Annotated in this window: 20 protein-coding genes and 1 pseudogene; 9 read left to right on the plus strand and 12 right to left on the minus strand. The window is 59.3% G+C overall.

Features of this window, described 5'->3' with window-relative positions; genetic code table 11:
* Positions 1–164: 164 nt before the first annotated feature.
* The 6 genes from MFP24_RS04155 to MFP24_RS04180 form a co-directional block, all read right to left on the minus strand.
* The gene (locus MFP24_RS04155) at positions 165–1190 is read right to left on the minus strand and encodes a proline racemase family protein (protein ID WP_249229376.1); all 1026 of its coding nucleotides are present in this window, start codon (positions 1188–1190) and stop codon (positions 165–167) included.
* Positions 1191–1201: 11 nt separating this feature from the next.
* On the minus strand, positions 1202–2683 hold the full coding sequence (locus MFP24_RS04160; protein ID WP_249229375.1) for an aldehyde dehydrogenase family protein: 1482 nt from the start codon (positions 2681–2683) through the stop codon (positions 1202–1204).
* An 80-nt stretch (positions 2684–2763) separates the two neighbouring features.
* A complete protein-coding gene (dapA, locus tag MFP24_RS04165; RefSeq protein WP_249229373.1) occupies positions 2764–3642 on the minus strand; it encodes a 4-hydroxy-tetrahydrodipicolinate synthase in 879 nt (292 codons plus the stop codon).
* Positions 3643–3667: 25 nt separating this feature from the next.
* Positions 3668–4336 (minus strand): amino acid ABC transporter permease, encoded by a 669-nt coding sequence (locus tag MFP24_RS04170; RefSeq protein WP_249229372.1) that lies wholly within the window; start codon positions 4334–4336, stop codon positions 3668–3670.
* Positions 4337–4343: 7 nt separating this feature from the next.
* Complete coding sequence (locus tag MFP24_RS04175; RefSeq protein ID WP_249229371.1) at positions 4344–5015, minus strand: amino acid ABC transporter permease; 672 nt, start codon at positions 5013–5015, stop codon at positions 4344–4346.
* 12 nt (positions 5016–5027) lie between these two features.
* Positions 5028–5861 carry an amino acid ABC transporter ATP-binding protein gene (locus MFP24_RS04180; protein ID WP_249229370.1) on the minus strand — a complete coding sequence of 278 codons (834 nt, stop codon included), beginning with the start codon at positions 5859–5861 and terminating at the stop codon, positions 5028–5030.
* Positions 5862–6131: 270 nt separating this feature from the next.
* Between MFP24_RS04180 and MFP24_RS04185 the strand changes: the two genes are divergently transcribed.
* From MFP24_RS04185 to mutS, 3 genes are all read left to right on the plus strand, one after another.
* Positions 6132–6728, plus strand: a complete 597-nt coding sequence (locus MFP24_RS04185) for a short chain dehydrogenase (RefSeq protein WP_249229369.1) — start codon at positions 6132–6134, stop codon at positions 6726–6728.
* Positions 6729–6758: 30 nt separating this feature from the next.
* Complete coding sequence (gene dsdA / locus MFP24_RS04190) at positions 6759–8087, plus strand: D-serine ammonia-lyase (protein WP_249229368.1); 1329 nt, start codon at positions 6759–6761, stop codon at positions 8085–8087.
* A 293-nt stretch (positions 8088–8380) separates the two neighbouring features.
* Positions 8381–10945 (plus strand): DNA mismatch repair protein MutS, encoded by a 2565-nt coding sequence (mutS, locus tag MFP24_RS04195; protein WP_249229367.1) that lies wholly within the window; start codon positions 8381–8383, stop codon positions 10943–10945.
* 57 nt (positions 10946–11002) lie between these two features.
* On the opposite strand, the pseudogene MFP24_RS04200 reads toward mutS, so the two are convergent.
* Positions 11003–11407 (minus strand): annotated as a pseudogene (locus MFP24_RS04200) (copper resistance protein NlpE N-terminal domain-containing protein); the annotation flags it as partial.
* Between the two features lie 93 nt (positions 11408–11500).
* Positions 11501–12055, minus strand: coding sequence for a YaeQ family protein (locus MFP24_RS04205; protein WP_249229366.1), 555 nt, complete (start codon positions 12053–12055; stop codon positions 11501–11503).
* Between the two features lie 234 nt (positions 12056–12289).
* Here MFP24_RS04205 and MFP24_RS04210 point away from each other — a divergent pair, with 234 nt between their 5' ends.
* Positions 12290–12490 carry a YaeP family protein gene (locus MFP24_RS04210; RefSeq protein ID WP_249229365.1) on the plus strand — a complete coding sequence of 67 codons (201 nt, stop codon included), beginning with the start codon at positions 12290–12292 and terminating at the stop codon, positions 12488–12490.
* Positions 12477–12737: a Rho-binding antiterminator gene (gene rof, locus MFP24_RS04215; protein WP_249229363.1), complete on the plus strand. Its 261-nt coding sequence runs from the start codon at positions 12477–12479 to the stop codon at positions 12735–12737. Before MFP24_RS04210 ends, rof begins: the two co-directional genes overlap by 14 nt.
* Before the next feature lie 56 nt (positions 12738–12793).
* On the opposite strand, the gene tilS is transcribed toward rof, so the two are convergent.
* Positions 12794–14134 (minus strand): tRNA lysidine(34) synthetase TilS, encoded by a 1341-nt coding sequence (gene tilS / locus MFP24_RS04220; protein ID WP_249229362.1) that lies wholly within the window; start codon positions 14132–14134, stop codon positions 12794–12796.
* Positions 14124–14513, minus strand: a complete 390-nt coding sequence (locus MFP24_RS04225; protein WP_249229361.1) for a VOC family protein — start codon at positions 14511–14513, stop codon at positions 14124–14126. Before MFP24_RS04225 ends, tilS begins: the two co-directional genes overlap by 11 nt.
* Positions 14514–14690: 177 nt before the next feature.
* Here MFP24_RS04225 and MFP24_RS04230 point away from each other — a divergent pair, with 177 nt between their 5' ends.
* From MFP24_RS04230 to MFP24_RS04245, 4 genes are all read left to right on the plus strand, one after another.
* Positions 14691–16229, plus strand: coding sequence for an L-lactate permease (locus MFP24_RS04230; RefSeq protein WP_249229360.1), 1539 nt, complete (start codon positions 14691–14693; stop codon positions 16227–16229).
* An 89-nt stretch (positions 16230–16318) separates the two neighbouring features.
* A complete protein-coding gene (locus tag MFP24_RS04235; protein WP_249229359.1) occupies positions 16319–17038 on the plus strand; it encodes a (Fe-S)-binding protein in 720 nt (239 codons plus the stop codon).
* 27 nt (positions 17039–17065) lie between these two features.
* A complete protein-coding gene (locus tag MFP24_RS04240) occupies positions 17066–18487 on the plus strand; it encodes a LutB/LldF family L-lactate oxidation iron-sulfur protein (protein WP_249229357.1) in 1422 nt (473 codons plus the stop codon).
* The gene (locus tag MFP24_RS04245) at positions 18487–19191 is read left to right on the plus strand and encodes a LutC/YkgG family protein (protein WP_249229356.1); all 705 of its coding nucleotides are present in this window, start codon (positions 18487–18489) and stop codon (positions 19189–19191) included. Before MFP24_RS04240 ends, MFP24_RS04245 begins: the two co-directional genes overlap by 1 nt.
* 79 nt (positions 19192–19270) lie before the next feature.
* Here the strand turns inward: MFP24_RS04245 and accA are convergent, their stop codons facing one another.
* Together accA and dnaE are read right to left on the minus strand one after the other, a co-directional pair.
* A complete protein-coding gene (accA, locus tag MFP24_RS04250) occupies positions 19271–20230 on the minus strand; it encodes an acetyl-CoA carboxylase carboxyl transferase subunit alpha (protein WP_249229355.1) in 960 nt (319 codons plus the stop codon).
* A gap of 12 nt (positions 20231–20242) precedes the next feature.
* Positions 20243–23725: a DNA polymerase III subunit alpha gene (dnaE, locus tag MFP24_RS04255; protein ID WP_249229354.1), complete on the minus strand. Its 3483-nt coding sequence runs from the start codon at positions 23723–23725 to the stop codon at positions 20243–20245.
* Positions 23726–23751 lie beyond the last annotated feature (26 nt).

The raw sequence follows: 23751 nt of genomic DNA on the forward strand, positions 1-23751 counted from the left end.
AGACGGCATATTTATTTCTTATTTTGAACGGATTTTTATTTGGCCGAACGCGACCATTCCGTCGAAAACCGATGGAATTTAATTTATCCAATAACGCGAAATATTATTTTTCCTAATATTTTTCCTATTTTTTTACGGCCGATTTAATCCTCCCGGAAAATATTTCAGGATAAAGCCGGTCCCCAGGTATCGCTCAGCATAAACCCCGCCGCCAGCGGGTCATCGGGGTCGATACCCAACTGCTGAATGCCGTAAATCCAGGCGCGCCCGGTAACTCTGGGCAAGACGGCGATCTTATCGCCGACCGTGGTCGTGCCCAGCAGTTCGATGTGAAACTCGCCGCCGATGATCGAACGCGAAATCAGTTTACTCCCCGTTTCGACCGCGCCCCGGGCATGCAGCGCCGCCAGATTGGCCGAACTGCCGGTGCCGCAGGGAGAGCGATCGACGCGTCCGGGCGGCAGCGTGGTGCAGGTTCGCCAGACGTTTCCTTCCTCTTTGCTGCGGAACATGACATAGGCGATGCCCCGAACCTGTTCAAACAGCGGATGGCGCACCTGAATCTGCCGATTGATACTGTCGCGCAGCATGATCCCATAGCCGCCGAGGGCTCTGGCGTTTTCCGGCGCGATCGGCAGCCCGACCTGCTCCACGTCGACCAGCGCGTAATAGACGCCGCCGAAAGCGATATCGGCCTTGATTTCACCGAATTCCTTGACGGCGAACCCCGCGTCCAGCTTTTCAACGAATGCCGGCACCATATCCAGCGTCACGCCGGTACAGCGGCCCGCCGAACAGCTGGCCAGCGCGGTGACCAGCCCCACCGGCGTGTCGAGAACCACCCTGGTCTGCGGTTCCTGCATCTCGACCATGCCCAGCTCCAGCAGCGCCGTCACCACGCAAATGCAGTTGCTGCCCGACATCGGGTGCGCCCTGTCCGCCTGCAGCACGATAAACCCCGCATGGGCGCCGGGCACGGTGGGCGGCAGCAGCAGATTCACCGACATCTGCAAACATCCGCGCGGCTCCAGCGTCACCATGCGGCGAATACTGTCATCCACCTCGTTGATGTAGTTCATTTTATCGAGCATCGTCCGGCCGGGAATATCGATTACGCCCGAGGTGATCACTTTGCCTATCTCGCCTTCGCAGTGCACATCCACCAGTTGCAGCGTTTTTTTCCAGCGCATGGTTGCGTTCCTTATTTAAGATACCAGCCCCAGGGTTCAGCGCTGTCGTAACGGGTTATCTGCTTGACCTCCATGTAGTTATTCAATCCCCATTCGCCAAGCTCCCGGCCGATGCCGCTCTGCTTGACGCCGCCCCAGGGCGCTTCGGTAAAGGTGGGCTGGGAACAGTTGATCCACAGGATGCCGGCGCGCAACCGGCGGGCGACGCGATCGCAGCGCGCCAGATCCTTTGACATCACCGCCGCCGCCAGCCCGAAACGGGAGTCATTGGCCAGCGCGATCGCCTCCGCTTCGCTGTCGAAAGCGCGCACGCACACCACCGGACCGAAGATCTCTTCGCGCCAGATCCAACTGTCGGTCGGCACATCGGCAAATACCGTCGGCTCGATAAAATAGCCTTTGTCGACGTGCAGCGGGCGCGCCCCGCCCGTCGCCAGCCGGACTCCCTCCCGCTTCCCTCGTTCGATGGCGTCGCGCACTTTCTGATACTGGTCGCCGTTCACCAGCGGCCCCAGCAGAACGCCCTTCTCCATGCCGTTGCCGATGGTGATTTTTTCCGTCTCTTCAATCAGCCGGCTCATCAGTTGGTCATAGATCTCCCGCTGCACCAGCACCCGGGAGGTCGCCGAGCAAACCTCGCCCTTGTTCCAGAAAATGCCGAACAGGATCCACTCCACCGCGGCGTCGACGTCGCTGTCGGCAAACACCAGAAAAGGCGATTTCCCCCCCAGTTCCAGACTGACGTTTTTAATCTCCCGCGCCGCGGCCTGCATGATTTTTCTGCCCGTCGGCACGCTGCCGGTAAACGCCAGCTTGTCGATGCCCTCATGCTCCGTCAGCGGCGCGCCGGCCTCGGCCCCCAGCCCGGTGACCACATTCAGCACGCCGGGCGGCAAGCCGGCCTTATCGGCGATATCCGCCAGTTGCAGCGCCGTGAGCGGCGTGACTTCCGACGGTTTGAGCACCACCGTGCAGCCCGCCGCCAGCGCGGGGGCGACTTTCCACGCCGCCATCAGCATGGGGAAATTCCAGGGAATAATGGCGCCGCAGACGCCTACCGGCTCCCTGCGCGCAACGGAGCTGAAGCGCTCATCGGGCAACGGCACCGGCTGTTCGCCGTTTTGGTCCAGTTTTTCAGCCAGATCGGCGTAGAAATCAAAACAACCGGCCGTGTCGCCGATATCCCACAGAGCTTCGGGCAGCGGCTTGCCGTTATCGCGCACCTCCAGTTCGGCCAGGAATTGCTGGCGCCGGCGAATCAAATCGGCCATGCGGCGCAGCACGCCGGCCCGCTCCCGGCCCGTGGTCGCGCCCCACGGCCCCTGGTCGAACGCCTGGCGCGCCGCGTTCACCGCCAGATCGATATCTTCCGCCGTCGCCGCGGCCACCTGAGAAATGACCTCTTCGCTGCTGGGATCGAGGGTGGCGAAGCGGCCGCCTTGCACCGGGTCCACCCACTTACCGTCAATATAAAGCTGGTTAAACAACTGCATACGTACACTCCGTCGGCCAAAGGCCGGGAATTCAGTTTCAGCGCCGCGGGCCGTTTTCACGTAACGGCTCGCGAACGAATTCAGCGGTTAGCCGCGGTAAACACCTCACGGAACGCCGTCTTTTCCTCTTCCGTCAGCGGCTGCAGCGGCATACGCGCATTCCCGACGGCGAAACCCGCCAGTTCGCAGCCATACTTCACCTTCTGAATGAATTTTCCGGCTTCCATGCTCGCCATCACCGGGAACAGCGCGCGCACCACCTCCTGAGCGCCCGCCAGATCCCCGGCGGCGTAGCGGCGGTAGAAGGAGACAATCTTTTCCGGGAAGCAGTTGGCCGGCCCGCATATCCAGCTTGAGGCGCCCCAGAGGAAGAAATCGAGCGCCACGTCGTCGGAGCCGCAGGAGAGCTGATAGTTTTCACCGTAGCTGTCGCTGATTTCGATGGCGCGCTGCACGCTGCCGCTGCTCTCTTTGATGCCGACCACCCGCGGATGATCCTTAAACGCCTCCAGCACGCCGAATCCCACTTCGACGTTGGTGCGAATCGGGTAGTTATAAAGCACCAGATTGATCTGCGGGAAAGCGTCGAGGATCGCCTGGTAATGGCCGATCAGCTCTTCCTGCGAAGGCAGGGCGTAATAAGGCGGCGCAATCAGCAGATTGCTATAGCCCTCGTCGACCGCCTGCTTTACCTGCTCGATCACCTCGCGCGTGCAGGAGCCGTTCGCCCCCGCGATCAGCGTGCCGCGGCCGTTGACCACGCTGCGCACCGTCCTGAGGATCTGGCGCCGCTCTTCGTTGGTCAGCGCGTAATATTCGCCGGTGGATCCCAGCGGAACAAACCCGTTGACGCCCGCTTTCAGCTGATACTCCAGAATCGCCGCCAGGGTGTCGTAATCCACGGCGCCCTTGGCGGTGAACGGGGTCACCAGGGCGGGAAGAATGCCGGTCAGTTGCATATTCACATCTCCAGTTAATGAAAAATTACATGGCATAACGGCGCAGTAAGCGCTGCTCTATCACGCCGACAAGGCGCGTCAGCGGAAAGGCGACGACGAAATAGATCACCGCGACCGCACTCAGAAACTCAACGGGACGCGCGGTGCTGTTCGATATGTTCTGTCCGACGAACATCAGGTCCGCCACGCCCACCGACGAAATCAGCGCGCTCTCTTTAAACAGGCTGACGATATTGGAAAGCAGCGGGGGAACGGCCCGTAGCAGCGCCTGAGGGAAAATGACGTATGACACTCTCACCCGCCAGCCGAGTCCGAGGGCCGTGCAGGCGTCGTACTGCTCTCTTTCGATGGACTTGAGCGAAGAGCGGAATGTTTCGCTGCTGATGGCGGCCATATAGAGCACCAGGGATATCATCACGCAGCCATAAGGGGGAATATCGATGCGGAATAACACCGGAAAGCAGAAAAACACCCAGAACAGCTGGATTAGCAGCGGCGTGCCGCGAAAAAACTCGACGTACAGCGTGACCAGGCAGCCGAGTATTTTGAAGCGCGACAGCCGCACCGACGCCACCAAAAACCCCGCCAGGCAGCCAATCAGCGCGCTGCTCAGCGTAAACGCCAGCGTCAGCCCCAGGCCGTCCAGCAGTACCCGCCAGTAGGAAAAAACGATTGAAAAATCGAGAGTCATCATAGCTACCTCAGCGTCCGCTCGCCGCGTTCTGACGGCGTTCAATACCGCCGACCACCAGCGAAACCGGCAGCGACAAGGCGAAATAGATCAGGGCGATCAATGAATAGATCTCAAGCGGGCGGTAGGATTCGGTGGCGATACTTTTGCCCACGTACATCAGGTCGGCGATGGCGACAATGGCGACCAGCGCGCTCTGCTGCAGGATGGAGATGCCGTTGGTCATCAACACCGGCAGCGCGGATCTGAACGCCTGCGGCAGCACCACATACAGCGTCTGCTGCCACGGCCGCAGACCCAACGCGACGCCGGCGTCCCGCTGTTCGCGCGGCACCGCCTGGACGCCGGCGCGATAGGCCTCGGCGTTGAAAGCGGTCAAATTAAGCCCCAGCGCCAGAATCCCCATAAACAGCGGATCGATAAAAAGATTAAACAGTATCGGCACGCAGTAGTAGAACCAGACAATCTGCAATAACACCGGCGTACAGCGGAAAAACTCAATAAATAACAGCGCGGGCCAGCGGAAAATAAATACCCGGCTCATCGCCATCAGGCAGACCAGAAAACCCAGCGTGAGGCCGATAATATTCGCCAGCAGCGCCAGCTCCAGCGTCACCATTAATCCATCCCACAGGGCGGGAAAACTGCCGTTGAGAAAATGAAAATCGAATTGGTAATTCATTGCCGGCCTCATTTAATCAAGGTGGAGGACTTTCTCTAAAAACTCGCGGGTGCGCGCCTCTTCAGGCTGGGTAAATATTCTTTCCGGGGGGCCTTGCTCCACGATTTTGCCTTCGGCGCAGAAAACCACGCGCGTGGCGATATGGCGGGCGAAATGCATATCGTGCGTGACGATAATCATCGCCATATTCTGTTCGGCCAGCTGCATCATCACTTTCTGTACTTCCGTCACCATTTCCGGATCCAGCGCCGAGGTCACCTCGTCGAACAGCATCAGTTTCGGCTCCAGCATCAGCGCGCGGGCGATGGCGACGCGCTGCTTCTGCCCGCCGGACAGCTGGCTGGGGTAGGCGCTGCGTTTACTTTCCAGGCCGAATCTGGCCAGCAGGGACATCGCCTTGTCGATCGCCGCTTTTTTGGTTACGCCATGAACTTTCACCGGCGACAGGATCAGGTTATGCAGCACCGATAAATGCGGGAATAAGGTATAGTGCTGAAAAACCATGCCAATCTGTCTTTGAATATTGAAATCCAGAATATTGACTTTTTTGAAATCGCTGCCGGTAATATAGTGCTGCTTCTGAAAGTTTATCGTCCCGGAATCTATTCCCTCCAACCCCATCAATACTCTTAATAAAGAGCTTTTTCCGCTTCCGCTGGGGCCGATAATAACCAGCCGGTCGCTGGCTTTCATCGTCAGATCAAAATCTTTCATCACCGACAAATCGCCGTAGGCTTTATTCACTTTCTGTAGCTGAATAAAGTCTCCGCTGGCGTAATCCTCGGAATTTTGCGTCTTTTGCTGCGCAGAATGCTTTTCGACCGCCGTTAAATAACCAGTACTCATCATCATTCCTCCACAGCGCGCTGAAAAGCACATTTATTTTGCCATCACTATTGTGTGCAAAATTGTATGCATTAGAATGAAATTATAAAATCACAAAACGAATAACGCTAAATAATACTATTTACTTATATTTAACATCCGCGATAACAGGGGGGAACCGGTCGGACGGATATGGTAAAACAGACTGCGGTTCCGCCGCCGCGCGTCGGTTCCACGGCTTATTGCGCAACAGGGTCCAGAGTTAAACCCATGGCAGTTAAAGGAGCATTTATGAAAATACTTATCATCGGCGCCTCAGGCGCCGTCGGCAGCGCCGTCGCCCGCGAGCTTGGCAAGGATCATCATATTCTGACGGCAGGGAGGCATTCGGGAGATTTTCAGGTGGACCTGACCTCGGACGACAGCGTCTCGGCGCTGTTCGCCAATGTCGGCACGCTGGACGCCATCGTCAGCGCCACCGGCAACGTCCACTTCGGCCCGCTCGACGGCATGAGCGCCGAACAATTCCAGATCGGACTACAGGACAAGCTGCTGGGCCAGGTCCGCATCGTCCTCCAGGGGCAGCATCACCTCTCGGCGGGCGGCTCGATCACCCTGACGACCGGCGTTCTGGCCCAGAACCCCATCCGGGACGGCGTTAATGCCACCACGGTCAACGCCGCGCTGGAAGGGTTTATCCTCTCGGCCGCCTGCGAGCTGCGCAACATCAGGCTCAACGGCGTGAGCCCTACGGTATTGACCGAATCCCTGGACAGCTACGGTCCGTTCTTCCCCGGATTTGAAAGCGCCCCCGGCGAGCGCGTCGCCAAAGCCTACCGCCGCAGCGTGGAAGGCGTCGAAAGCGGCCGGATCTATCAGGTGTGGTAAACCCTTTTCGCGAGGATAACGAGACGTACTATGAAAAACGCCGACATAAACGCATTAATCGCCCGGTATCCTCTGGTGGAGGAACTGGTCGCGCTCAAGGAAACGACCTGGTTTAACCCGGCCACCACCTCTCTGGCCGATGGTTTGCCCTATGCCGGCCTGACGGAGCAGGATGTTCAGGACGCCCATGCCCGCCTGACCCGTTTTGCGCCCTATCTGGCAAAAGCGTTCCCCGAAACCGCCGCAACCGGCGGGATTATCGAGTCCGAGCTGGCCGCCATTCCCGCCATGCAAAAACGGCTGGAAAAAGAGTACGGACAGAAAATCAGCGGCGAAATATTGCTGAAAAAAGACAGCCACTTACCGATTTCCGGCTCCATCAAAGCCCGTGGAGGCATTTATGAAGTACTGGCGCATGCTGAAAAACTGGCGCTGGCCGCCGGCCTGCTGACCACCGAAGATGACTACGGCATTCTGCTCTCCCCAGCATTCAAACGGTTCTTTAGCCAGTACGGCATCGCCGTGGGTTCGACCGGTAACCTGGGACTGTCGATCGGCATCATGAGCGCCTGCATCGGCTTTAACGTCACGGTGCATATGTCGGCCGACGCGCGCGCATGGAAAAAAGCCAAATTGCGCAGTCACGGCGTAACGGTGGTGGAATACGAGGAAGATTACGGTGTGGCCGTGGAGCAAGGGCGTAAGGCGGCGGAGTCCGATGCGAACTGTTTCTTTATCGACGATGAAAACTCCCGCACGCTATTTTTAGGCTATGCGGTCGCCGGGCAGCGCCTGAAAGCGCAGTTCGCGCGGCAAGGGCGCGTGGTGGATGCCGACCATCCTCTGTTTGTCTATCTGCCATGCGGCGTCGGCGGCGGTCCCGGCGGCGTGGCGTTTGGCCTAAAACTGGCGTTTGGCGACAATGTACACTGCTTCTTCGCAGAACCTACCCATTCACCCTGCATGCTGCTTGGGGTCTACACCGGTCTGCACGATGCTATTTCCGTACAGGAAATTGGCATCGATAACCTGACGGCCGCGGATGGTCTGGCTGTAGGGCGCGCCTCGGGTTTTGTCGGCAGGGCAATGGAGCGACTGCTTGACGGGCTCTATACCCTCGACGATCAAACCATGTATGACATGCTGGGCTGGCTGGCGCAGGAAGAAGGCATTCGCCTGGAGCCGTCGGCGCTGGCAGGCATGGCCGGACCTCAGCGCGTTTGCGCCTCGACGGATTACCAGCGGATGCACGCATTCAGCGCGGGGCGATTAAATAACGCCACGCATCTGGTGTGGGCGACCGGCGGGGGGATGGTGCCGGAAGCGGAAATGGCGCAGTACCTGGCGAAAGGACGCTAACGCGCTTTACCTCGACAAAGTTGCGAGCCGCTTCGCGCGCCCGATCAATATTCGCAAAATCAGATACATTTTCCATCGCGGCTCTGATAACGTCCGGTGGTGCTTTACCGCCGTGGGCGCGACCTCCGCCGCAATCAATCCGCCGCCGAATCCTGTATATTCGCCGTTGCGCTGATTTTCACCCCGCCTCGTACAGGTGAATAATCTGGGGTGTCGGTGATAAGATAAGGCTCGACCATTTTCCCAGCGCCTCCAGAGCTAACAGATAGAGTGAAAAACCGAGTAAAATCAATATGAATCAGTCGATTGACAAGGACCTTGCCAGCCATACGCCAATGATGCAGCAGTATTTCAAGCTCAAGGCGCAACATCCGGAAATTCTGCTGTTCTATCGCATGGGCGACTTTTACGAGCTGTTTTATGACGATGCCAAACGGGCGTCGCAGCTGCTTGATATCTCGCTGACCAAACGCGGCGCTTCCGCCGGAGAGCCTATTCCCATGGCCGGCGTGCCGCACCATGCCGTCGAGAACTATCTGGCCAAGCTGGTGCAACTGGGCGAGTCGGTCGCCATTTGCGAACAGATCGGCGATCCGGCCGCCAGCAAAGGGCCGGTGGAGCGCAAGGTGGTGCGTATCGTCACCCCCGGCACCATCAGCGATGAAGCGCTGCTGCAGGAAAAACAGGACAATCTTCTCGCGGCGATCTGGCAAGACGGCCGCGGCTTCGGCTATGCCACGCTGGATATCAGCTCCGGACGTTTTCGGGTCACCGAACCGGCCGATAGCGAAACCATGGCCGCCGAATTACAGCGCACCAATCCGGCCGAACTGCTCTACCCCGAGTCGTTTGAATCCATGTCGTTGATTGAGCAGCGCCACGGTTTACGCCGCCGTCCGCTGTGGGAGTTCGAGCTCGATACCGCCCGCCAGCAGCTCAATCTGCAGTTCGGCACCCGGGATCTCAACGGCTTCGGCGTCGAGCAGGCCAAACTCGCGCTGCGCGCCGCGGGCTGTCTGCTGCAATACGCCAAGGATACCCAGCGCACCTCCCTGCCGCATATTCGCGGCATCACCATGGAACGGCAGCAGGACGGCATCATTATGGATGCCGCCACGCGGCGCAATCTGGAACTGACGCAAAATCTCTCCGGCGGCACGGAAAATACGCTGGCGGCCGTCCTTGACTGCACGGTGACCGCGATGGGCAGCCGGATGCTGAAACGCTGGATCCATATGCCCAGCCGGGACATCGCCGCCTTGACGCAGCGTCAGCAGGCGATAGCGGCGCTGCGGGATATTACGCCGGAATTACAGCCCTACCTGCGGCAGGTGGGCGATCTGGAGCGTATTCTGGCGCGTCTGGCGCTGCGTTCCGCCCGCCCGCGTGATTTAGCGCGCATGCGGCACGCCTTTCAGCAATTTCCGGATATCCGGGCGCAGCTGGCCCCGCTGGAAAGCGACGCTATCCGCCGCCTGGTCGCGCAGATCGGGCAGTTCGACGAGCTGCGGGATCTGCTTGAACGAGCCGTCATTGAGGCGCCGCCGGTGCTGGTGCGCGACGGCGGCGTGATTGCGCCGGGCTACAACGCCGAACTGGACGAATGGCGCGCGCTGGCCGCCGGCGCCAGCGATTATCTGGATAAGCTGGAAATCCGCGAGCGGGAAAAGCTGGGGCTGGATACGCTGAAGGTCGGGTTTAACGGCGTTCACGGCTATTACATTCAGGTCAGCCGCGGCCAGAGCCATCTGGTGCCTATCCACTATGTTCGTCGCCAAACGCTGAAAAACGCCGAGCGCTATATCATCCCCGAGTTGAAAGAGTACGAAGATAAGGTGCTGACCTCCAAAGGCAAGGCGCTGGCGCTGGAAAAAGCGCTCTATGACGAACTCTTCGATTTGCTGCTGCCCCATCTGGCGGATCTGCAGCAGAGCGCCGCCGCCCTGGCCGAACTGGACGTGCTGGCGAACCTGGCGGAGCGCGCCGACACGCTGAACTACGTGTGTCCGACGCTCAGCGACAGACCCGGCATAAAAATCAGCGGCGGCCGCCACCCGGTGGTGGAACGGGTGCTTAGCGAACCCTTTATTTCCAACCCGCTGTCGCTGTCGCCGCAGCGCCGCATGCTGATTATCACCGGCCCCAATATGGGCGGGAAAAGCACCTATATGCGTCAGGCGGCGCTGATCGTACTGATGGCGCACATCGGCTGCTTCGTACCGGCCGATCGGGCGACCATCGGTCCGGTGGACAGGATTTTCACCCGCGTCGGCGCGGCGGACGATCTGGCCTCCGGACGCTCGACCTTTATGGTGGAGATGACCGAAACGGCCAACATCCTGCACAACGCCACGGAAAACAGCCTGGTGCTGATGGATGAAATCGGACGCGGCACCTCGACCTACGACGGTTTGTCCCTGGCCTGGGCCTGCGCCGAGAATCTGGCGAATCGCATCAAGGCCATGACGCTGTTCGCCACCCACTATTTCGAGCTGACCAATCTGCCGGAAAAAATGGAAGGCGTGGTGAACGTCCATCTGGATGCGCTGGAGCACGGCGACACCATCGCCTTTATGCACAGCGTACAGGACGGCGCGGCCAGCAAGAGCTACGGCCTGGCGGTAGCCGCATTGGCGGGGGTGCCGAAAGACGTCATCAAGCGCGCGCGTCAGAAGCTTAAAGAACTGGAAACGCTCTCCAACAACGCCTCATCCAGCCATATCGACGGCGCGCAGCTGGCGCTGCTGGCCAATGATGAGTCCTCCCCGGCGCTTGAGGCGCTGGAATCCATCGACCCCGACGCGCTCACGCCGCGTCAGGCGCTGGACTGGCTGTATCAGTTGAAGAAAATGCTGTAAGCGCCAGGGCGCTGAGAGATCAGCGCCCGCCGCGCCCATTGCGATCCGGCCCGCTCACAGCGCCCCGTCGGAGGCGGTCAGCCGATAGGAATTGCCGGACTGGATCGGCACTCCCTGTCTGTCGAGCATCTCCAGCCCGTTATCCGTCGGACGGAAATAGCGTTTTTCACCCTGGCTGTCGGTCAGCACCAGTTTATCCGCCGTGCGCTGCCATTGCCCCTGTTCCGCAAAGGTCGTCTGTCCGGCGCGCGTCGTCTGATAATGCTCTTTCAGGATAAAGGTGCCGTCCTGGTCCAGAAACAGCGAGGTATCGATCCCCGCGCAATCCGCGCAAGGCAACACGCCGCGATAGCTTTGCGCCATCGGCTGCAGCGGCGCTTCCTGAATCCGCGAACGCGTATGACACCCAATCAGCGCAGAGATCACCGAGATCAGCAGCACACCGATAGCCAGTTTTTTCACCCTTACCCTCCTGCCGTGTTGGTTTGCTTATTATATCCATCGCCGGCGCCATCAGGCCGCAGCCTGCGTCCGGAAAAAGAACGTTACCGGCGATCATCCCTCCGTTGCGGCGATTTGCCACTCGGCAAATGAAATTTCAAGACTATTCTTATCATCCGATAGCCAGATGGTCCCTTCCTGCAGCGTCGCCTGTAGCGCCATATTGCGCTGGGCGAGCGCCGTCAGCAGGGCCAGTTGCCTATCGTCCAGAAAACGGATGGTCAGATTCGGATACCCGGCCACCTTGCCCGCGACGTTCTGCCGCCACACCTGCGCGGCGCGTTCGCTGTAGGCGTACAGCACCACCGAGCGCGACTGGCCGCAGGCTTTTTTCAGCCGCTTTTCATCCGGCAGCCCCAGTTCTATCCACAACAGCAGCTGCAGCGTGTCGTCGCGTAGCCAGATCTCCGGCTCATCGTCGGCGCTCAACCCCTTGGTAAAACGCAGATTTTCATCCGCGTGGCAGATCCACGCCAGCAAACGCAGCATCATGCGCTGATCCGTTTCCGAGGGGTGCCGGGCGATAGTCAGATTGACGTCATGGAAAAAATGGCGATCCATATCCGCAATATTCACCGCCGCCTTATAAACCGTTGCTTTTAATGCCATCTGTGACCTCAAGTCTATTTCACCCTAGTGTACTTGAGTTGCCTCTATCATCACAGTAAAGGTGATATACGCCACGTAACCGACAGATTAGGCTCCCGAGTAATACTGATATCCTGCCGGAGCCTATGCTATAGTCGGTTTGATAAATAGAGTTTATCTTCGTAGGCTTTACAGCATCGGGTGTCGTAACAGCATGAATGTCTACCGGGTTAAGCTTTCAAGGGAGGATATATAGTGCAAGAATACTGTGAATTGGTACGCCGCTTATACTCAGAGATCGCCAGCGGCGATCTGGGCTATATACCCGACGCGCTGGGTTGTGTATTGAAAACCCTGGACGGCATCGCCGCCAACGGCGATTTGCCCTCCTCTGTCAGGGAACAGGCGGCTTATGCCGCCGCTAACTTATTGGTGAGCGATTATGTCAATGAGTAACGAATATCAACCCATTAACTGTGATGATTACGAAAATCTGGAAGCCACCTGCCAGCAGAATCTCACGCTGACGCTGGAACTGCGTAGCGGTGAAACCGTTACCGGTAAAGCCAGTGACCTGATCTTACGCAAGCACGTCGAATATCTGGTGATCGAGGAGTCCGGCGCCACGCGCGAACTGCGCCTCGACCACATCGTCAGCTTCAGCCACCCGGAAATAGGAAAAGTGGTGGTCAGCGAATCCTAGCCTGCCTCCGTCGGCTTGGCGCTTAAACGGACAACCCTGCGTTGTCCGTTTGCGTTTTAGCCGCCTTCGCGCCAGACGAAATGCCACACCGGCTCCCCCTCTTTCGGCCGACCCTCCCAGGTAACAAACCGCCCGACCGCCGCAATCAGTTGCTCGTCGTAAAACACCAGCGGCGTGCGATCGCGCCACCATGGCGGCACCGCCAGCTCCTGCCACAGCTTCTTGATTTGCCGGCCGTGTCGCCGCCCCGCCGCATACACCACGCCGGCGGCGCCAAACCGGACGCTGACCCGTTCGCCCTCCGCCGGCGCCCGCACCGCCGTGCCCTTATCCGCCAGAGAGAGTTGCCCCAATCCCTCCGGCAGCGTCAGCGGAGTAGTGAACGATGACCACGGCACGACGCGGCCTTTCACCGCCGGCAGCAAAGGCAAGAGGTAAAGATGCTGACGAAAACGGCGGATTTGCCGCCGACCAAGCTGCAATACCGGCTCGGCATCCTGACGGCTGACGGCCACCTCGTCCCACAGCCGCTGCAGCTGTTCGCGGGACGGCATCGGCGCGTTCTCCCCGGCCAGCCAGCGGCGCAGCAGCGCAAAGCGGCGTAGCGGGCTCAGCGGCAGCAGCCCCTCGATACTCAGCGCACCGTCCGGCCGGCGCAGTTCCCGCAGCGATGCCGCCAGCAGTTCATCCAGCAGCTGTTCCTGTTCGGCGCAAAGCCGCGCGCTGCGCGCCGCCGCCGCGGGGAAATGCGGCCAGCGCCGCGTTAACAGCGGCAATACCCGATGACGCAGAAAATTGCGATCGAAGCGCTCATCCTGATTGCTGTCATCCTCAATCCACTCCAACTGATGATGGCGCGCATACTGCGCCAGCCGTTGCCGGGTAAACTCCAGCAGCGGACGCAGCAGCCTGTGTTCGCCCAACGCCGCGCTGGCGGCCATCGCCGACAGCCCCGCCGGGCCGCTGCCGCGTTTAAGCGCCAGTAAAAACGTTTCGCTTTGATCGTCAAGATGCTGCGCGGTAAGCAAAATCTCATCGTCCCGCAGGTGCGTTCGCAACGCCCGGTAGCGCGCCTCGCGCGCCGCCGCCTCAATCCCGCCGTTTTGCGCCGCCACCGTCACCGCCAGCCGGGCAAAGGGCACCCGCCATTGCCGGCACTGGCGACTACAGTGTTCGGCCCAGTTCTCCGCCAGCGGGTTTAAACCGTGATGCACGTAAGCCGCGCGGATATCCAGTTGGCGCTCTTGACGCAGCCTCACCAGCAGATGCAGCAGCACGCTGGAATCCAGCCCGCCGCTGTACGCCACCAGGATCCGCCGATGCCCGGCGGTTTGCGACGCCAGCGCGGCAAGCAGCGCGTCGTCGGGAGCGGCAGGGTTCAACGCTTCATCGTTCATACAGTTCCAGGGGCAATCCATCGGGATCGCGCAAAAAAGTAAACCGGCGCTGCGTTTCGGCATCGATGCGAATCGGTTCACATTCCACGCCGGCCTGCGTCAGCGCGCTAATGGCCTGTTCCACATCGTCAACCGCAAAGGCCAGATGCCGCAGGCCGCACGCTTCCGGCCGGCTGACCCGCGGCGGCGGCGCGGGGAAAGAAAACAGCTCAATCAGGTAACGTTCATTTAACGCCAAATCGCCTTTCCAGGAATCCCGCTCCGCCCGATAGACCTCATTGATCAGGGTAAAGCCCATGATATCGCAATAAAAACTTTTACTCCGCGCATAATCGGCAGCGATGATGGCAATATGATGAATACCTTTCAGCTGTAACATAACGCCGTCCTATTCTCTGTCGCAGATTGATCTATATCATTTGATGCTACAAATTTTATCATCCCGTTCACTTGAAACGATCCACCTCACAGACCCCTCTCACCCGACTGCTGATACAGTCCGCACTTCAATAGCGGACTCAGTAATAAATCTAACAGATAAAAAAGAGGAGTCGGTATGTTTGACCCGCAGATGTTTATGTTGGGGAGCTCGCCGTTAATTGCATTGATCGTCATGATTTTATGGCTGAAAACACCCGTGCACTACTCCGTTCTGCTTTCCCTGATTTTGACGCTGATTATCGCCGGCTGGTACTGGCAGTCATCGCCGTCGGATCTGCTGCTGTCATCCGCCTATGGCGCAATCAAAGGGCTATGGCCGATTGTAATCGTGATACTCGGCGCAATCTACAGCTATAACCTGATGCAGAAAACCGGGGCCATGGAGGTGCTGAAAAACTGGCTGGCGGCCATCAGCGACGATCCGCGTATTCAGGTTTTGCTCATCGCCTGGTGTTTCGGCGGGTTTCTGGAAGCCGCCGCCGGATTCGGCACCGCCGTCGCCATTCCGATAAGCCTGCTGATCGCCCTGGGATTCGACCCGCTCAAGGCCGCCATCGCCTCGCTGGTGGCCAATACCGTACCGACCGCGTTCGGCGCCGTGGGCATTCCGGTGGCGATTCTGGCGCAACAGACCGGGCTGCCGGTAACGGACCTTGGCGGCATGGTGATCATCCAGCTGGCGCTGTTCAATCTGCTGTTGCCGTTCGTCGTCGTCGCCATCACCAACGGCGGTATTCGCGCGCTGCGCGGCGTGGTCTTCATCACCCTGATGTGCGGCGTCGCCTCGCTGGTGCCGCAGTATCTGGTGGCGGCATACATCGGCGCCGAACTGCCCGCCTTCGCCGGCAGCCTGGCGAGCATGGCGGTCGTCATGTGGCTGGCGAAACGCCGCCCCGCCGCGCGGCGCGCGGAGGCGGAACAGGCCGCGCCGCGGACGACCTATAGCCGCCGGCAGATGCTGCGCGCGGGCGCCATCTATCTGCTGACCTTTATTTTTATCCTGCTGTGTTCTCCGCTGTTTCCCGCGCTGAAACGAATCGTCGGTCTGATTTCCAGCCAGTTCCCTTTGGTGCTGAGCAGCGGGCAAACGCTGCTGCTGAAGATTGAGTGGCTGGGAACCCCCGGCGTACTGATTATCCTGGCGACGCTGATCGGCGGCGCCATTCAGGGCGCACGACCGGGCGTGATGCTGACGGTGCTATGGCGCACCCTGGTGCAATTGAAAAACTCCATCATCGCCATTTGCGCCATCGTCGCCATGGCGACGGTAATGGATATCAGCGGCATGATCGGCGACGTCGCCAATTCGCTGGTGGCGGTCACCGGACGCGGCTTCGTTTTCATCGCGCCGCTGATCGGCGCGCTGGGTACTTTCGTCACCGGCAGCGATACCAACTCCAACGTGCTGTTCGGCAAACTGCAAACCACCGCGGCTCAGCAGATAGGCGCCGACCCGCTGTTGCTGGCGGCGGCCAACACCTCGGGCGCGACGGGCGGAAAAATGATCTCGCCGCAAAGCATCTCGATAGCGGTTTCGGCGACGCGCATGGAGGGACAAAGCAGCGCCATCATGTCCGGCGTGCTGCGCTACTGCTTGATCTACATCATTATTCTCGGGTTTAAAGTGAGCGCGCTGTACTACTTTTTCTACTAGCCTTAATAAGGCGTTGAATTAAAAAATAATTTCAAAAATAAAAATTATCAGTACGGCTGTTTTAACCGTTAGCAATGGAGCAAACGTCAATGAACATCAATTTTTATGTCACCTGCCTCGGCGATGCCTTGAAGGCCAAGATGGCGCGTGACACGGTGTTGCTGCTCGAGCAATTGGGCTGTAAGGTTTTTTTCCCTGAAAAACAAGGATGTTGCGGCCAGCCCGCGCTGAACAGCGGCTACGTCGAGGACGCCAAACCCGCCATGAAGTCGCTGATCGCGGCGCTGGAAGAGAATGATTATCCGATTGTTTCCCCGGCCGGCTCCTGTACCTACGCCATCAAAAGCTACGCCGGCTATCTGAGCGACGAGCCGGAGTGGGCGCGGCGCGCGCAGGCCGTGGCCGACCGCATGCAGGATCTCACTTCGTTTATCGTCGATATCCTGGGCGTAGTGGACGTCGGCGCGCGTCTGCCCGGCAAAGCGGTCTATCATCCCTCGTGCAGCCTGTCGCGTAAGCTGGGCGTCACCGAGGCGCCGCTTACGCTGCTGCGCCACGTCGACGGGCTGGAACTGCTGCCGTTCGAACACCAGGAAACCTGCTGCGGTTTCGGCGGCACCTTTTCGGTCAAGATGGCCGAGATCTCCGGCGAGATGGTCAAGGAAAAGGTACGCCACCTGATGGCGCCGCAGCCGGACTATCTGATTAGCGCCGACGTCAGCTGTCTGATCAACATCGGCGGCCGGCTCAGCCGGGAAAAACAACCCGTCAAGGTGATGCATATCGCCGAAGTATTAATGAGCCGATAGTACTGATGAGCCGATAAGGAGACCGCCATGTATTTGAAAACCAGTAAAGTCGATTTCAAGCCGCGCATCAACGCAGAGATGCAGGACGACATCATGCGCCGCAACGTTTCCATGGCGCAGGAGCGCATCGGCGCCAACCGGCAAAAGATGGTGGAAGAGCTGGGCGATTGGGAACAGTGGCGCGACCAGGCGGAGCAGATCCGTAATCACGTACTGGAGAATCTCGACGCCTATCTGTATCAGTTGAGCGAGAAAGTGACGGCGAACGGCGGGCAGGTCTTTTTTGCCCGCACCTGCGAACAGGCCACCGAGTATATTCTTAACGTCGCCCAGGCCAAGCGGGCTAAAAAAATCGTCAAGTCCAAATCGATGGTCACGGAAGAGATCGGCATGAACCACGTGCTTCAGAAGGCGGGCATCGAGGTGGTGGAAACCGATCTCGGCGAATATATTCTGCAACTGGATGAGGATCCGCCGTCGCATATCGTGGTCCCGGCGATCCATAAAGACCGCCACCAAATCCAGCGCATCCTGAAAGAACGCCTGGGCTACGACGGCCCGGAAACGCCGGAAGCCATGACCCTGTTTATCCGCCGGAAGATCCGTCAGGATTTTCTCAGCGCCGATATCGGCATTACCGGCTGTAATTTCGCCGTCGCCGAAACCGGTTCGGTGTGTCTGGTGACCAACGAGGGCAACGGCCGGCTGTGCACCACCCTGCCGAAAACCCATATCGCGGTGATGGGCATGGAGCGCATCGCGCCCACCTTCGCCGAAGTCGACGTGTTGATCACCATGCTGTGCCGCAGCGCGGTAGGCGCCCGGCTCACCGGCTATAACACCTGGCTGACCGGCCCGCGGCGGGAAGGCGATATCGACGGGCCGGAGGAGTTCCATCTGGTCATCATCGATAACGGACGCTCTCAGGTGCTGGGTTCCGAATTCCGCTCGATTCTGCGCTGCATCCGCTGCGGCGCCTGCATCAATACCTGTCCGGCCTATCGCCATATCGGCGGCCACGGCTACGGCTCGATCTACCCCGGCCCCATCGGCTCGGTGCTGTCGCCGCTGTTGGGCGGCTATAAGGAATTTAAAGATCTGCCTTACGCCTGCTCGCTCTGCACCGCCTGCAATCAGGTCTGTCCGGTGAAAATCCCGCTGGCGCAGCTGCTGCTCAAGCACCGCCGCGTGATGGCGGAACAGGGCATCACCCCGAAAACGGAGCAGCGCGTCATCAAACTGTTCAACTATGCCAACGCCCATCCCGGCCTATGGAAAGTGGGGATGGTGGTGGGCGCCAAAGCCGCCGGTTGGGCGATTAAAGACGGCAAAGCGCCCTTTAACATCGGCGCGCTGGGCGCATGGACGCAGGCGCGCGACCTGCCGCAGGCGGACGGCGAAAGTTTCCGCAGTTGGTTTAAACGCCATCGGTCCGAGGGGAAAAAATAATGCTTAATCAACAAAACCGTGACGACTTTTTAGCGGAAATCGCCGGACGGCTCGGCCGCAAGGTGCGTCATACGCCGATTGGCGCGATGTCGGAAACGACGTTTCTGGCGCAGACGCGCCTGACGGAGCTGACGCGGGACCAGCGCTGTCAGGCCTTTGTCGATTTCGCCCGAACAACCCTTAAAGCTAACTGCGTGCTGACCTCGTCAGAAACGCTGCTGGAGAATCTGCTGGCGCTGTGCGCAGAGTACGGCCCGACGCCGCTGGTGGTCAGCGGCGACGCGCGTTTGGCCGAACTGGGCGTCACCCAGACCTTGCAACGGCATTACCAGGCGCACGTCTGGCGGCCGGAAGCGCGACAGGAGAATATCCGCCTGGCCGAACGGGCGAAGATTGGCGTGGTCTATGCCGAAGCGGGGCTGACGGAATCCGGCGGCGTAGTGCTGTTCTCCGGGCCGGAACGAGGCTGTTCCATTAGCCTGCTGCCCGAAACCTCCATCTTTGTGCTGCGCAAAAGCGACATTCTGCCGCGGGTGGCACAGCTGGCGCAGCGGTTGCATCATATGGCGCAAAACGGCGAACGGATGCCCGCCTGCATCAATCTTATCGCCGGTCCCAGCTCCACCGCGGATATTGAATTGATTAAGGTTATCGGCGTGCATGGCCCGATTCACGCGGCGTATCTGATTATCGAAGATCGCTGACGCCGGGTGAACCCGGACGCAGAAAGAGAAAAGCCCGCTATCCACAGGATAGCGGGCCTGACGCCGCAACGGCGGATAATCAGCAATAGCCGTAGTTCATCAGACGCTGGTAGCGGCGGTTGAGCAGTTCTTCTTCGCTCAGCGCATCCAGATCCTCAAGATCGGACAGCAACTGCGCTTTCAGCGAGGCGGACATCGCATCGATATTGCGGTACGCCGAGCCCAGCGGTTCCGGGATCACGCTATCAATCATTTTCAGCTCTTTCAGACGCGGCGCGGTGATGCCCATCGCTTCCGCGGCCAGCGGCGCCTTGTCCGCGCTTTTCCACAGAATGGAGGCGCATCCTTCCGGCGAAATCACCGAATAGGTGCTGAACTGCAGCATATTGACCTTGTCGCCCACGCCGATGGCCAGCGCGCCGCCGGAGCCGCCTTCGCCGATCACGGTGCAGACGATGGGCACGCGCAGGGCGGACATTTCACGCAGGTTGCGCGCAATGGCTTCCGACTGGCCGCGCTCTTCGGCGCCGACGCCCGGATAAGCGCCCGGCGTATCGATAAAGGTGATGATCGGCATTTTGAAACGTTCGGCCATCTCCATCAGACGCAGCGCTTTACGATATCCTTCCGGCGCCGGCATGCCGAAGTTGCGGCGGATCTTTTCCTTGGTTTCCCGTCCCTTCTGATGGCCGATGATCATCACCGGACGCCCGTTGAGACGCGCAATCCCACCCACTATCGCTTTATCGTCGGCATAGGCGCGATCGCCCGCCAATTCGTCGAAGTCGCTAAAAATGTGCCTGATGTAATCCAGCGTATACGGACGCTGCGGATGACGCGCCAGCTGGGCGACTTGCCAGGCGCCCAGATCGGAGAAAATCTTGCGCGTCAGCTCAACGCTCTTCTCGCGCAGGCGCTGGACCTCTTCGTCCAGATTAATATCCAATTTTTCGTCTTGACGGCTGACTGCGGTCAGCGAGTCAATTTTCGCTTCCAACTCTGCAATCGGCTGCTCAAAATCAAGAAAATTCAGACTCATAGTATTCCTATATTAGTCAAATTCCAGTTCCACCTGTTCATTACCCACTAACGTGCGCAGATCGTTCAGCAACGTATCCGTCGGCGTTATGCGCCATGCCGCGCCGAAACGCAACCGGGCGCGCGCATCTTCACGCTGGTAATAGAGATTCACCGGGATCGTCCCCGATCGATGAGGTTCCAACGATTGGCGGAGACGGTTTAATAGTTGGTCATCAATTTGCCTGTCAGTCAGCGATATAGCAAGTCCGCGCGCATATTTTTCCCGCGCTTCGCTGATATCCATCAACTCCCGGACGGTCATTTTAAGCCCGCCGCTGAAGTCGTCAAAGCTGACCTGCCCGCTGGCGATCAGGATACGGTCTTTTTCCAGTAAATGCTGATATTTCTCCAGCGCATCGGTGAACAGCATAATTTCCAGACGACCGGAACGGTCGTCCAGGGTACAAACGCCAATGCGGTTTCCCCGCTTGGTGACCATTACCCGGGCGGCCAGCACCAGGCCCACGGCAGTGGTCATTTTGCCCCGCTCCGTCGGGTGCATATCTTTCAAACGCACGCCGCCGGCGTAACGTTCGATCTCCTTAAGGTACTGGGTGATCGGATGGCCGGTCAGGTAGAGCCCCAGCGTTTCCCGCTCGCCGTCCAGCACCACCTGTTCCGGCCAGGGCGCAACCGTACTGTAGGACTGCTCGACCTGTTCGGGCGCATCGGCCAGCACGCCAAACATATCCACCTGGCCGATGGCTTCCGCCTTGGCGTGCTGATCGGCGGCCTTCAGCGCATCCCCCAGCGAGTTCATCAGCGCGGCGCGATGCGGCCCCAGGCGGTCGAACGCCCCGGACATAATCAGCTTTTCCAGCACCCGGCGGTTCAGTTTCTTGATATCGGTACGGGCGCACAGATCAAACAGCTCTTTGAAATAGCCGTCTTGATTACGCGCTTCGATAATCGCTTCAATCGGCCCTTCGCCGACGCCCTTGATCGCCCCGATGCCGTAAACGATCTCGCCGTCGTCGTTGACGTGGAAATGATAAAGGCCGCTGTTGATGTCCGGCGGCAGGATTTTCAGCCCCATGCGCCAGCACTCGTCCACCAGCCCGACCACTTTATCGGTGTTGTCCATATCGGCGGTCATCACCGCCGCCATAAACTCGGCCGGATAGTGCGCCTTCAGCCACAGGGTCTGGTAGGAAACCAGCGCATAGGCGGCCGAGTGCGATTTGTTAAATCCGTAGCCGGCGAATTTCTCCACCAGGTCGAAGATTTTAATCGCCAGTTCGCCGTTCACCCCGCGCGCCTTCGCGCCGTCTTCAAAACCGCCGCGCTGCTTGGCCATTTCGACCGGGTTCTTTTTACCCATGGCGCGACGCAGCATATCCGCGCCGCCCAGCGTATAGCCCGCCAGCACCTGGGCGATCTGCATGACCTGTTCCTGATACAGGATAATGCCGTAGGTCGGCTCCAGCACCGGTTTCAGCGACTCGTGCTGCCACTCGATATCCGGATAGGAGATGGCCTCGCGCCCGTGTTTGCGGTCGATAAAGTTATCCACCATGCCGGACTGCAGCGGACCGGGGCGGAACAGCGCCACCAGCGCGATCATATCTTCAAAGCAGTCGGGCTTCAGGCGTTTGATCAGGTCCTTCATGCCGCGCGATTCAAGCTGGAACACCGCCGTGGTTTCCGAGCGTTGCAGCATGTCGAAACTCTTTTTGTCATCCAGCGGGATGGCGGCGATATCTATCGGCTCCTGACCCTGCTTCGCCCGGCGCGCGTTAATCATCTCCAGCGCCCAGTCGATGATGGTCAGCGTACGCAGGCCGAGGAAGTCGAACTTCACCAGCCCGGCATATTCGACGTCGCTTTTATCAAACTGGGTGACCGGATGGTTGCCTTCCGCATCGCAGTACAGCGGGGCGAAGTCGGTGATTTTGGTGGGGGAGATAACCACCCCGCCGGCGTGTTTGCCGGCGTTGCGCGTTACGCCTTCCAGCTTGCGCGCCATATCAATTAGCGCCCGCACCTCTTCATCCGCCTCGTAGATTTCGGGCAGCTGCGGTTCCGCCGCAAAGGCTTTTTCCAGCGTCATCCCCGGGTCGGGCGGCACCAGTTTGGAAATGCGATCGACAAAGCCGTAAGGATGGCCCAGCACCCGCCCCACGTCGCGGATCACCGCTTTGGCGGCCATGGTGCCGAAGGTGATAATCTGCGATACCGCGTCGCGGCCGTACATATCGGCGACGTGATCGATAACCAGGTCGCGCTTTTCCATGCAGAAGTCGACGTCAAAGTCCGGCATGGAGACGCGCTCGGGGTTGAGGAAGCGTTCGAACAGCAGGTCAAACTGCAGCGGGTCCAGATCGGTGATCTTCAGCGAGTAGGCCACCAGCGAACCGGCGCCCGACCCGCGCCCCGGACCGACGGGCACATTGTTATCCTTGGACCACTGGATAAACTCCATCACGATCAGGAAGTAGCCGGGGAAGCCCATCTGGTTGATGACTTGCAGCTCGATATCCAGGCGTTCATCATATTCCAGGCGTTTCTCCGCCCGCTCCGCCGGGTCCGGGAACAGGAACTCGAGACGCTCTTCCAGCCCCTCTTTCGCCCGTTTGACCAGATAATCCTCCGTGGACATCTCCCCGGTCGGAAACTGCGGCAGGAAGTATTCGCCCAGGCGGATGGTCACGTTGCAGCGCTTGGCGATTTCGACGCTGTTGGCCAATGCCTCGGGGATATCGGCAAACAGCTGGCACATCTCCTCTTCCGTGCGCATATATTGCTGCGGACTGTAGTTGCGCGGCCGTTTGGGATCGTCAAGCGTATAACCGTCGTGGATGGCGACGCGGATTTCGTGGGCGTCGAAATCCTCTTCGCTGATAAAGCGGACGTCGTTGGTCGCCACCACCGGCAGGCCGTGTTTGGTAGCCAGTTCCACGGCGGCGTGGAGATAGCTTTCTTCATCCGGGCGCCCGGTGCGGATCAGCTCCAGGTAATAACGATCGGGGAAATATTGCTGATAAAACGCCAGGCACTGTTCGGCCTGCGTCTGATTGCCGCGTAGCATAAACTTGCCGACGTCGCCGTTGCGGCCGCCGGAGAGCAGCAGCAATCCGTGATTTTTCTCGATCAGCCAGTCGCGATCTATCGTCGGGCCCTCGGCCCCGTAACCGCGCTGATAAGCATGGGAAATCAGCAGCGTCAGATTCTGGTAGCCTTCATTATCCATCGCCAGCAGCGTGAGATGAGCGAGTTCATCGCCCAATTCTTCGCTGGCGACGTAGACATCCGCGCCGATTATCGGCTTGATGCCGGCGCCATGGGCGCCGCCATAAAACTTCACCAGCCCGCACAGGTTGGTGAAATCGGTAATCGCCAGCGCCGGCATGCCCAGCGACGCCGTTTTTTTTACCAGCGGCCCGACCTTCGCCAGCCCGTCGATCATGGAATAGTCACTGTGAACACGCAGGTGAACAAAACGTGGTTCGGCCATCTCCAGATCCCAGAATTTATCGATTA

It is taken from the genome of Brenneria tiliae (assembly GCF_023347575.1).
Lineage (GTDB): Bacteria > Pseudomonadota > Gammaproteobacteria > Enterobacterales > Enterobacteriaceae > Brenneria > Brenneria corticis.

What these genes read in the sequence shown, in the direction of transcription:
- MFP24_RS04155 (WP_249229376.1), bottom strand. Translation starts at nt 1,190, where the DNA reads ATGCGCTGGAAAAAAACGCTGCAACTGGTGGATGTGCACTGCGAAGGC.
- MFP24_RS04160 (WP_249229375.1), bottom strand. Translation starts at nt 2,683, where the DNA reads ATGCAGTTGTTTAACCAGCTTTATATTGACGGTAAGTGGGTGGACCCG.
- dapA (WP_249229373.1), bottom strand. Translation starts at nt 3,642, where the DNA reads ATGCAACTGACCGGCATTCTTCCCGCCCTGGTGACCCCGTTCACCGCC.
- MFP24_RS04170 (WP_249229372.1), bottom strand. Translation starts at nt 4,336, where the DNA reads ATGATGACTCTCGATTTTTCAATCGTTTTTTCCTACTGGCGGGTACTG.
- MFP24_RS04175 (WP_249229371.1), bottom strand. Translation starts at nt 5,015, where the DNA reads ATGAATTACCAATTCGATTTTCATTTTCTCAACGGCAGTTTTCCCGCC.
- MFP24_RS04180 (WP_249229370.1), bottom strand. Translation starts at nt 5,861, where the DNA reads ATGAGTACTGGTTATTTAACGGCGGTCGAAAAGCATTCTGCGCAGCAA.
- MFP24_RS04185 (WP_249229369.1), top strand. Translation starts at nt 6,132, where the DNA reads ATGAAAATACTTATCATCGGCGCCTCAGGCGCCGTCGGCAGCGCCGTC.
- dsdA (WP_249229368.1), top strand. Translation starts at nt 6,759, where the DNA reads ATGAAAAACGCCGACATAAACGCATTAATCGCCCGGTATCCTCTGGTG.
- mutS (WP_249229367.1), top strand. Translation starts at nt 8,381, where the DNA reads ATGAATCAGTCGATTGACAAGGACCTTGCCAGCCATACGCCAATGATG.
- MFP24_RS04205 (WP_249229366.1), bottom strand. Translation starts at nt 12,055, where the DNA reads ATGGCATTAAAAGCAACGGTTTATAAGGCGGCGGTGAATATTGCGGAT.
- rof (WP_249229363.1), top strand. Translation starts at nt 12,477, where the DNA reads ATGTCAATGAGTAACGAATATCAACCCATTAACTGTGATGATTACGAA.
- tilS (WP_249229362.1), bottom strand. Translation starts at nt 14,134, where the DNA reads ATGAACGATGAAGCGTTGAACCCTGCCGCTCCCGACGACGCGCTGCTT.
- MFP24_RS04225 (WP_249229361.1), bottom strand. Translation starts at nt 14,513, where the DNA reads ATGTTACAGCTGAAAGGTATTCATCATATTGCCATCATCGCTGCCGAT.
- MFP24_RS04230 (WP_249229360.1), top strand. Translation starts at nt 14,691, where the DNA reads ATGTTTGACCCGCAGATGTTTATGTTGGGGAGCTCGCCGTTAATTGCA.
- MFP24_RS04235 (WP_249229359.1), top strand. Translation starts at nt 16,319, where the DNA reads ATGAACATCAATTTTTATGTCACCTGCCTCGGCGATGCCTTGAAGGCC.
- MFP24_RS04240 (WP_249229357.1), top strand. Translation starts at nt 17,066, where the DNA reads ATGTATTTGAAAACCAGTAAAGTCGATTTCAAGCCGCGCATCAACGCA.
- MFP24_RS04245 (WP_249229356.1), top strand. Translation starts at nt 18,487, where the DNA reads ATGCTTAATCAACAAAACCGTGACGACTTTTTAGCGGAAATCGCCGGA.
- accA (WP_249229355.1), bottom strand. Translation starts at nt 20,230, where the DNA reads ATGAGTCTGAATTTTCTTGATTTTGAGCAGCCGATTGCAGAGTTGGAA.
- dnaE (WP_249229354.1), bottom strand. Translation starts at nt 23,725, where the DNA reads ATGGCCGAACCACGTTTTGTTCACCTGCGTGTTCACAGTGACTATTCC.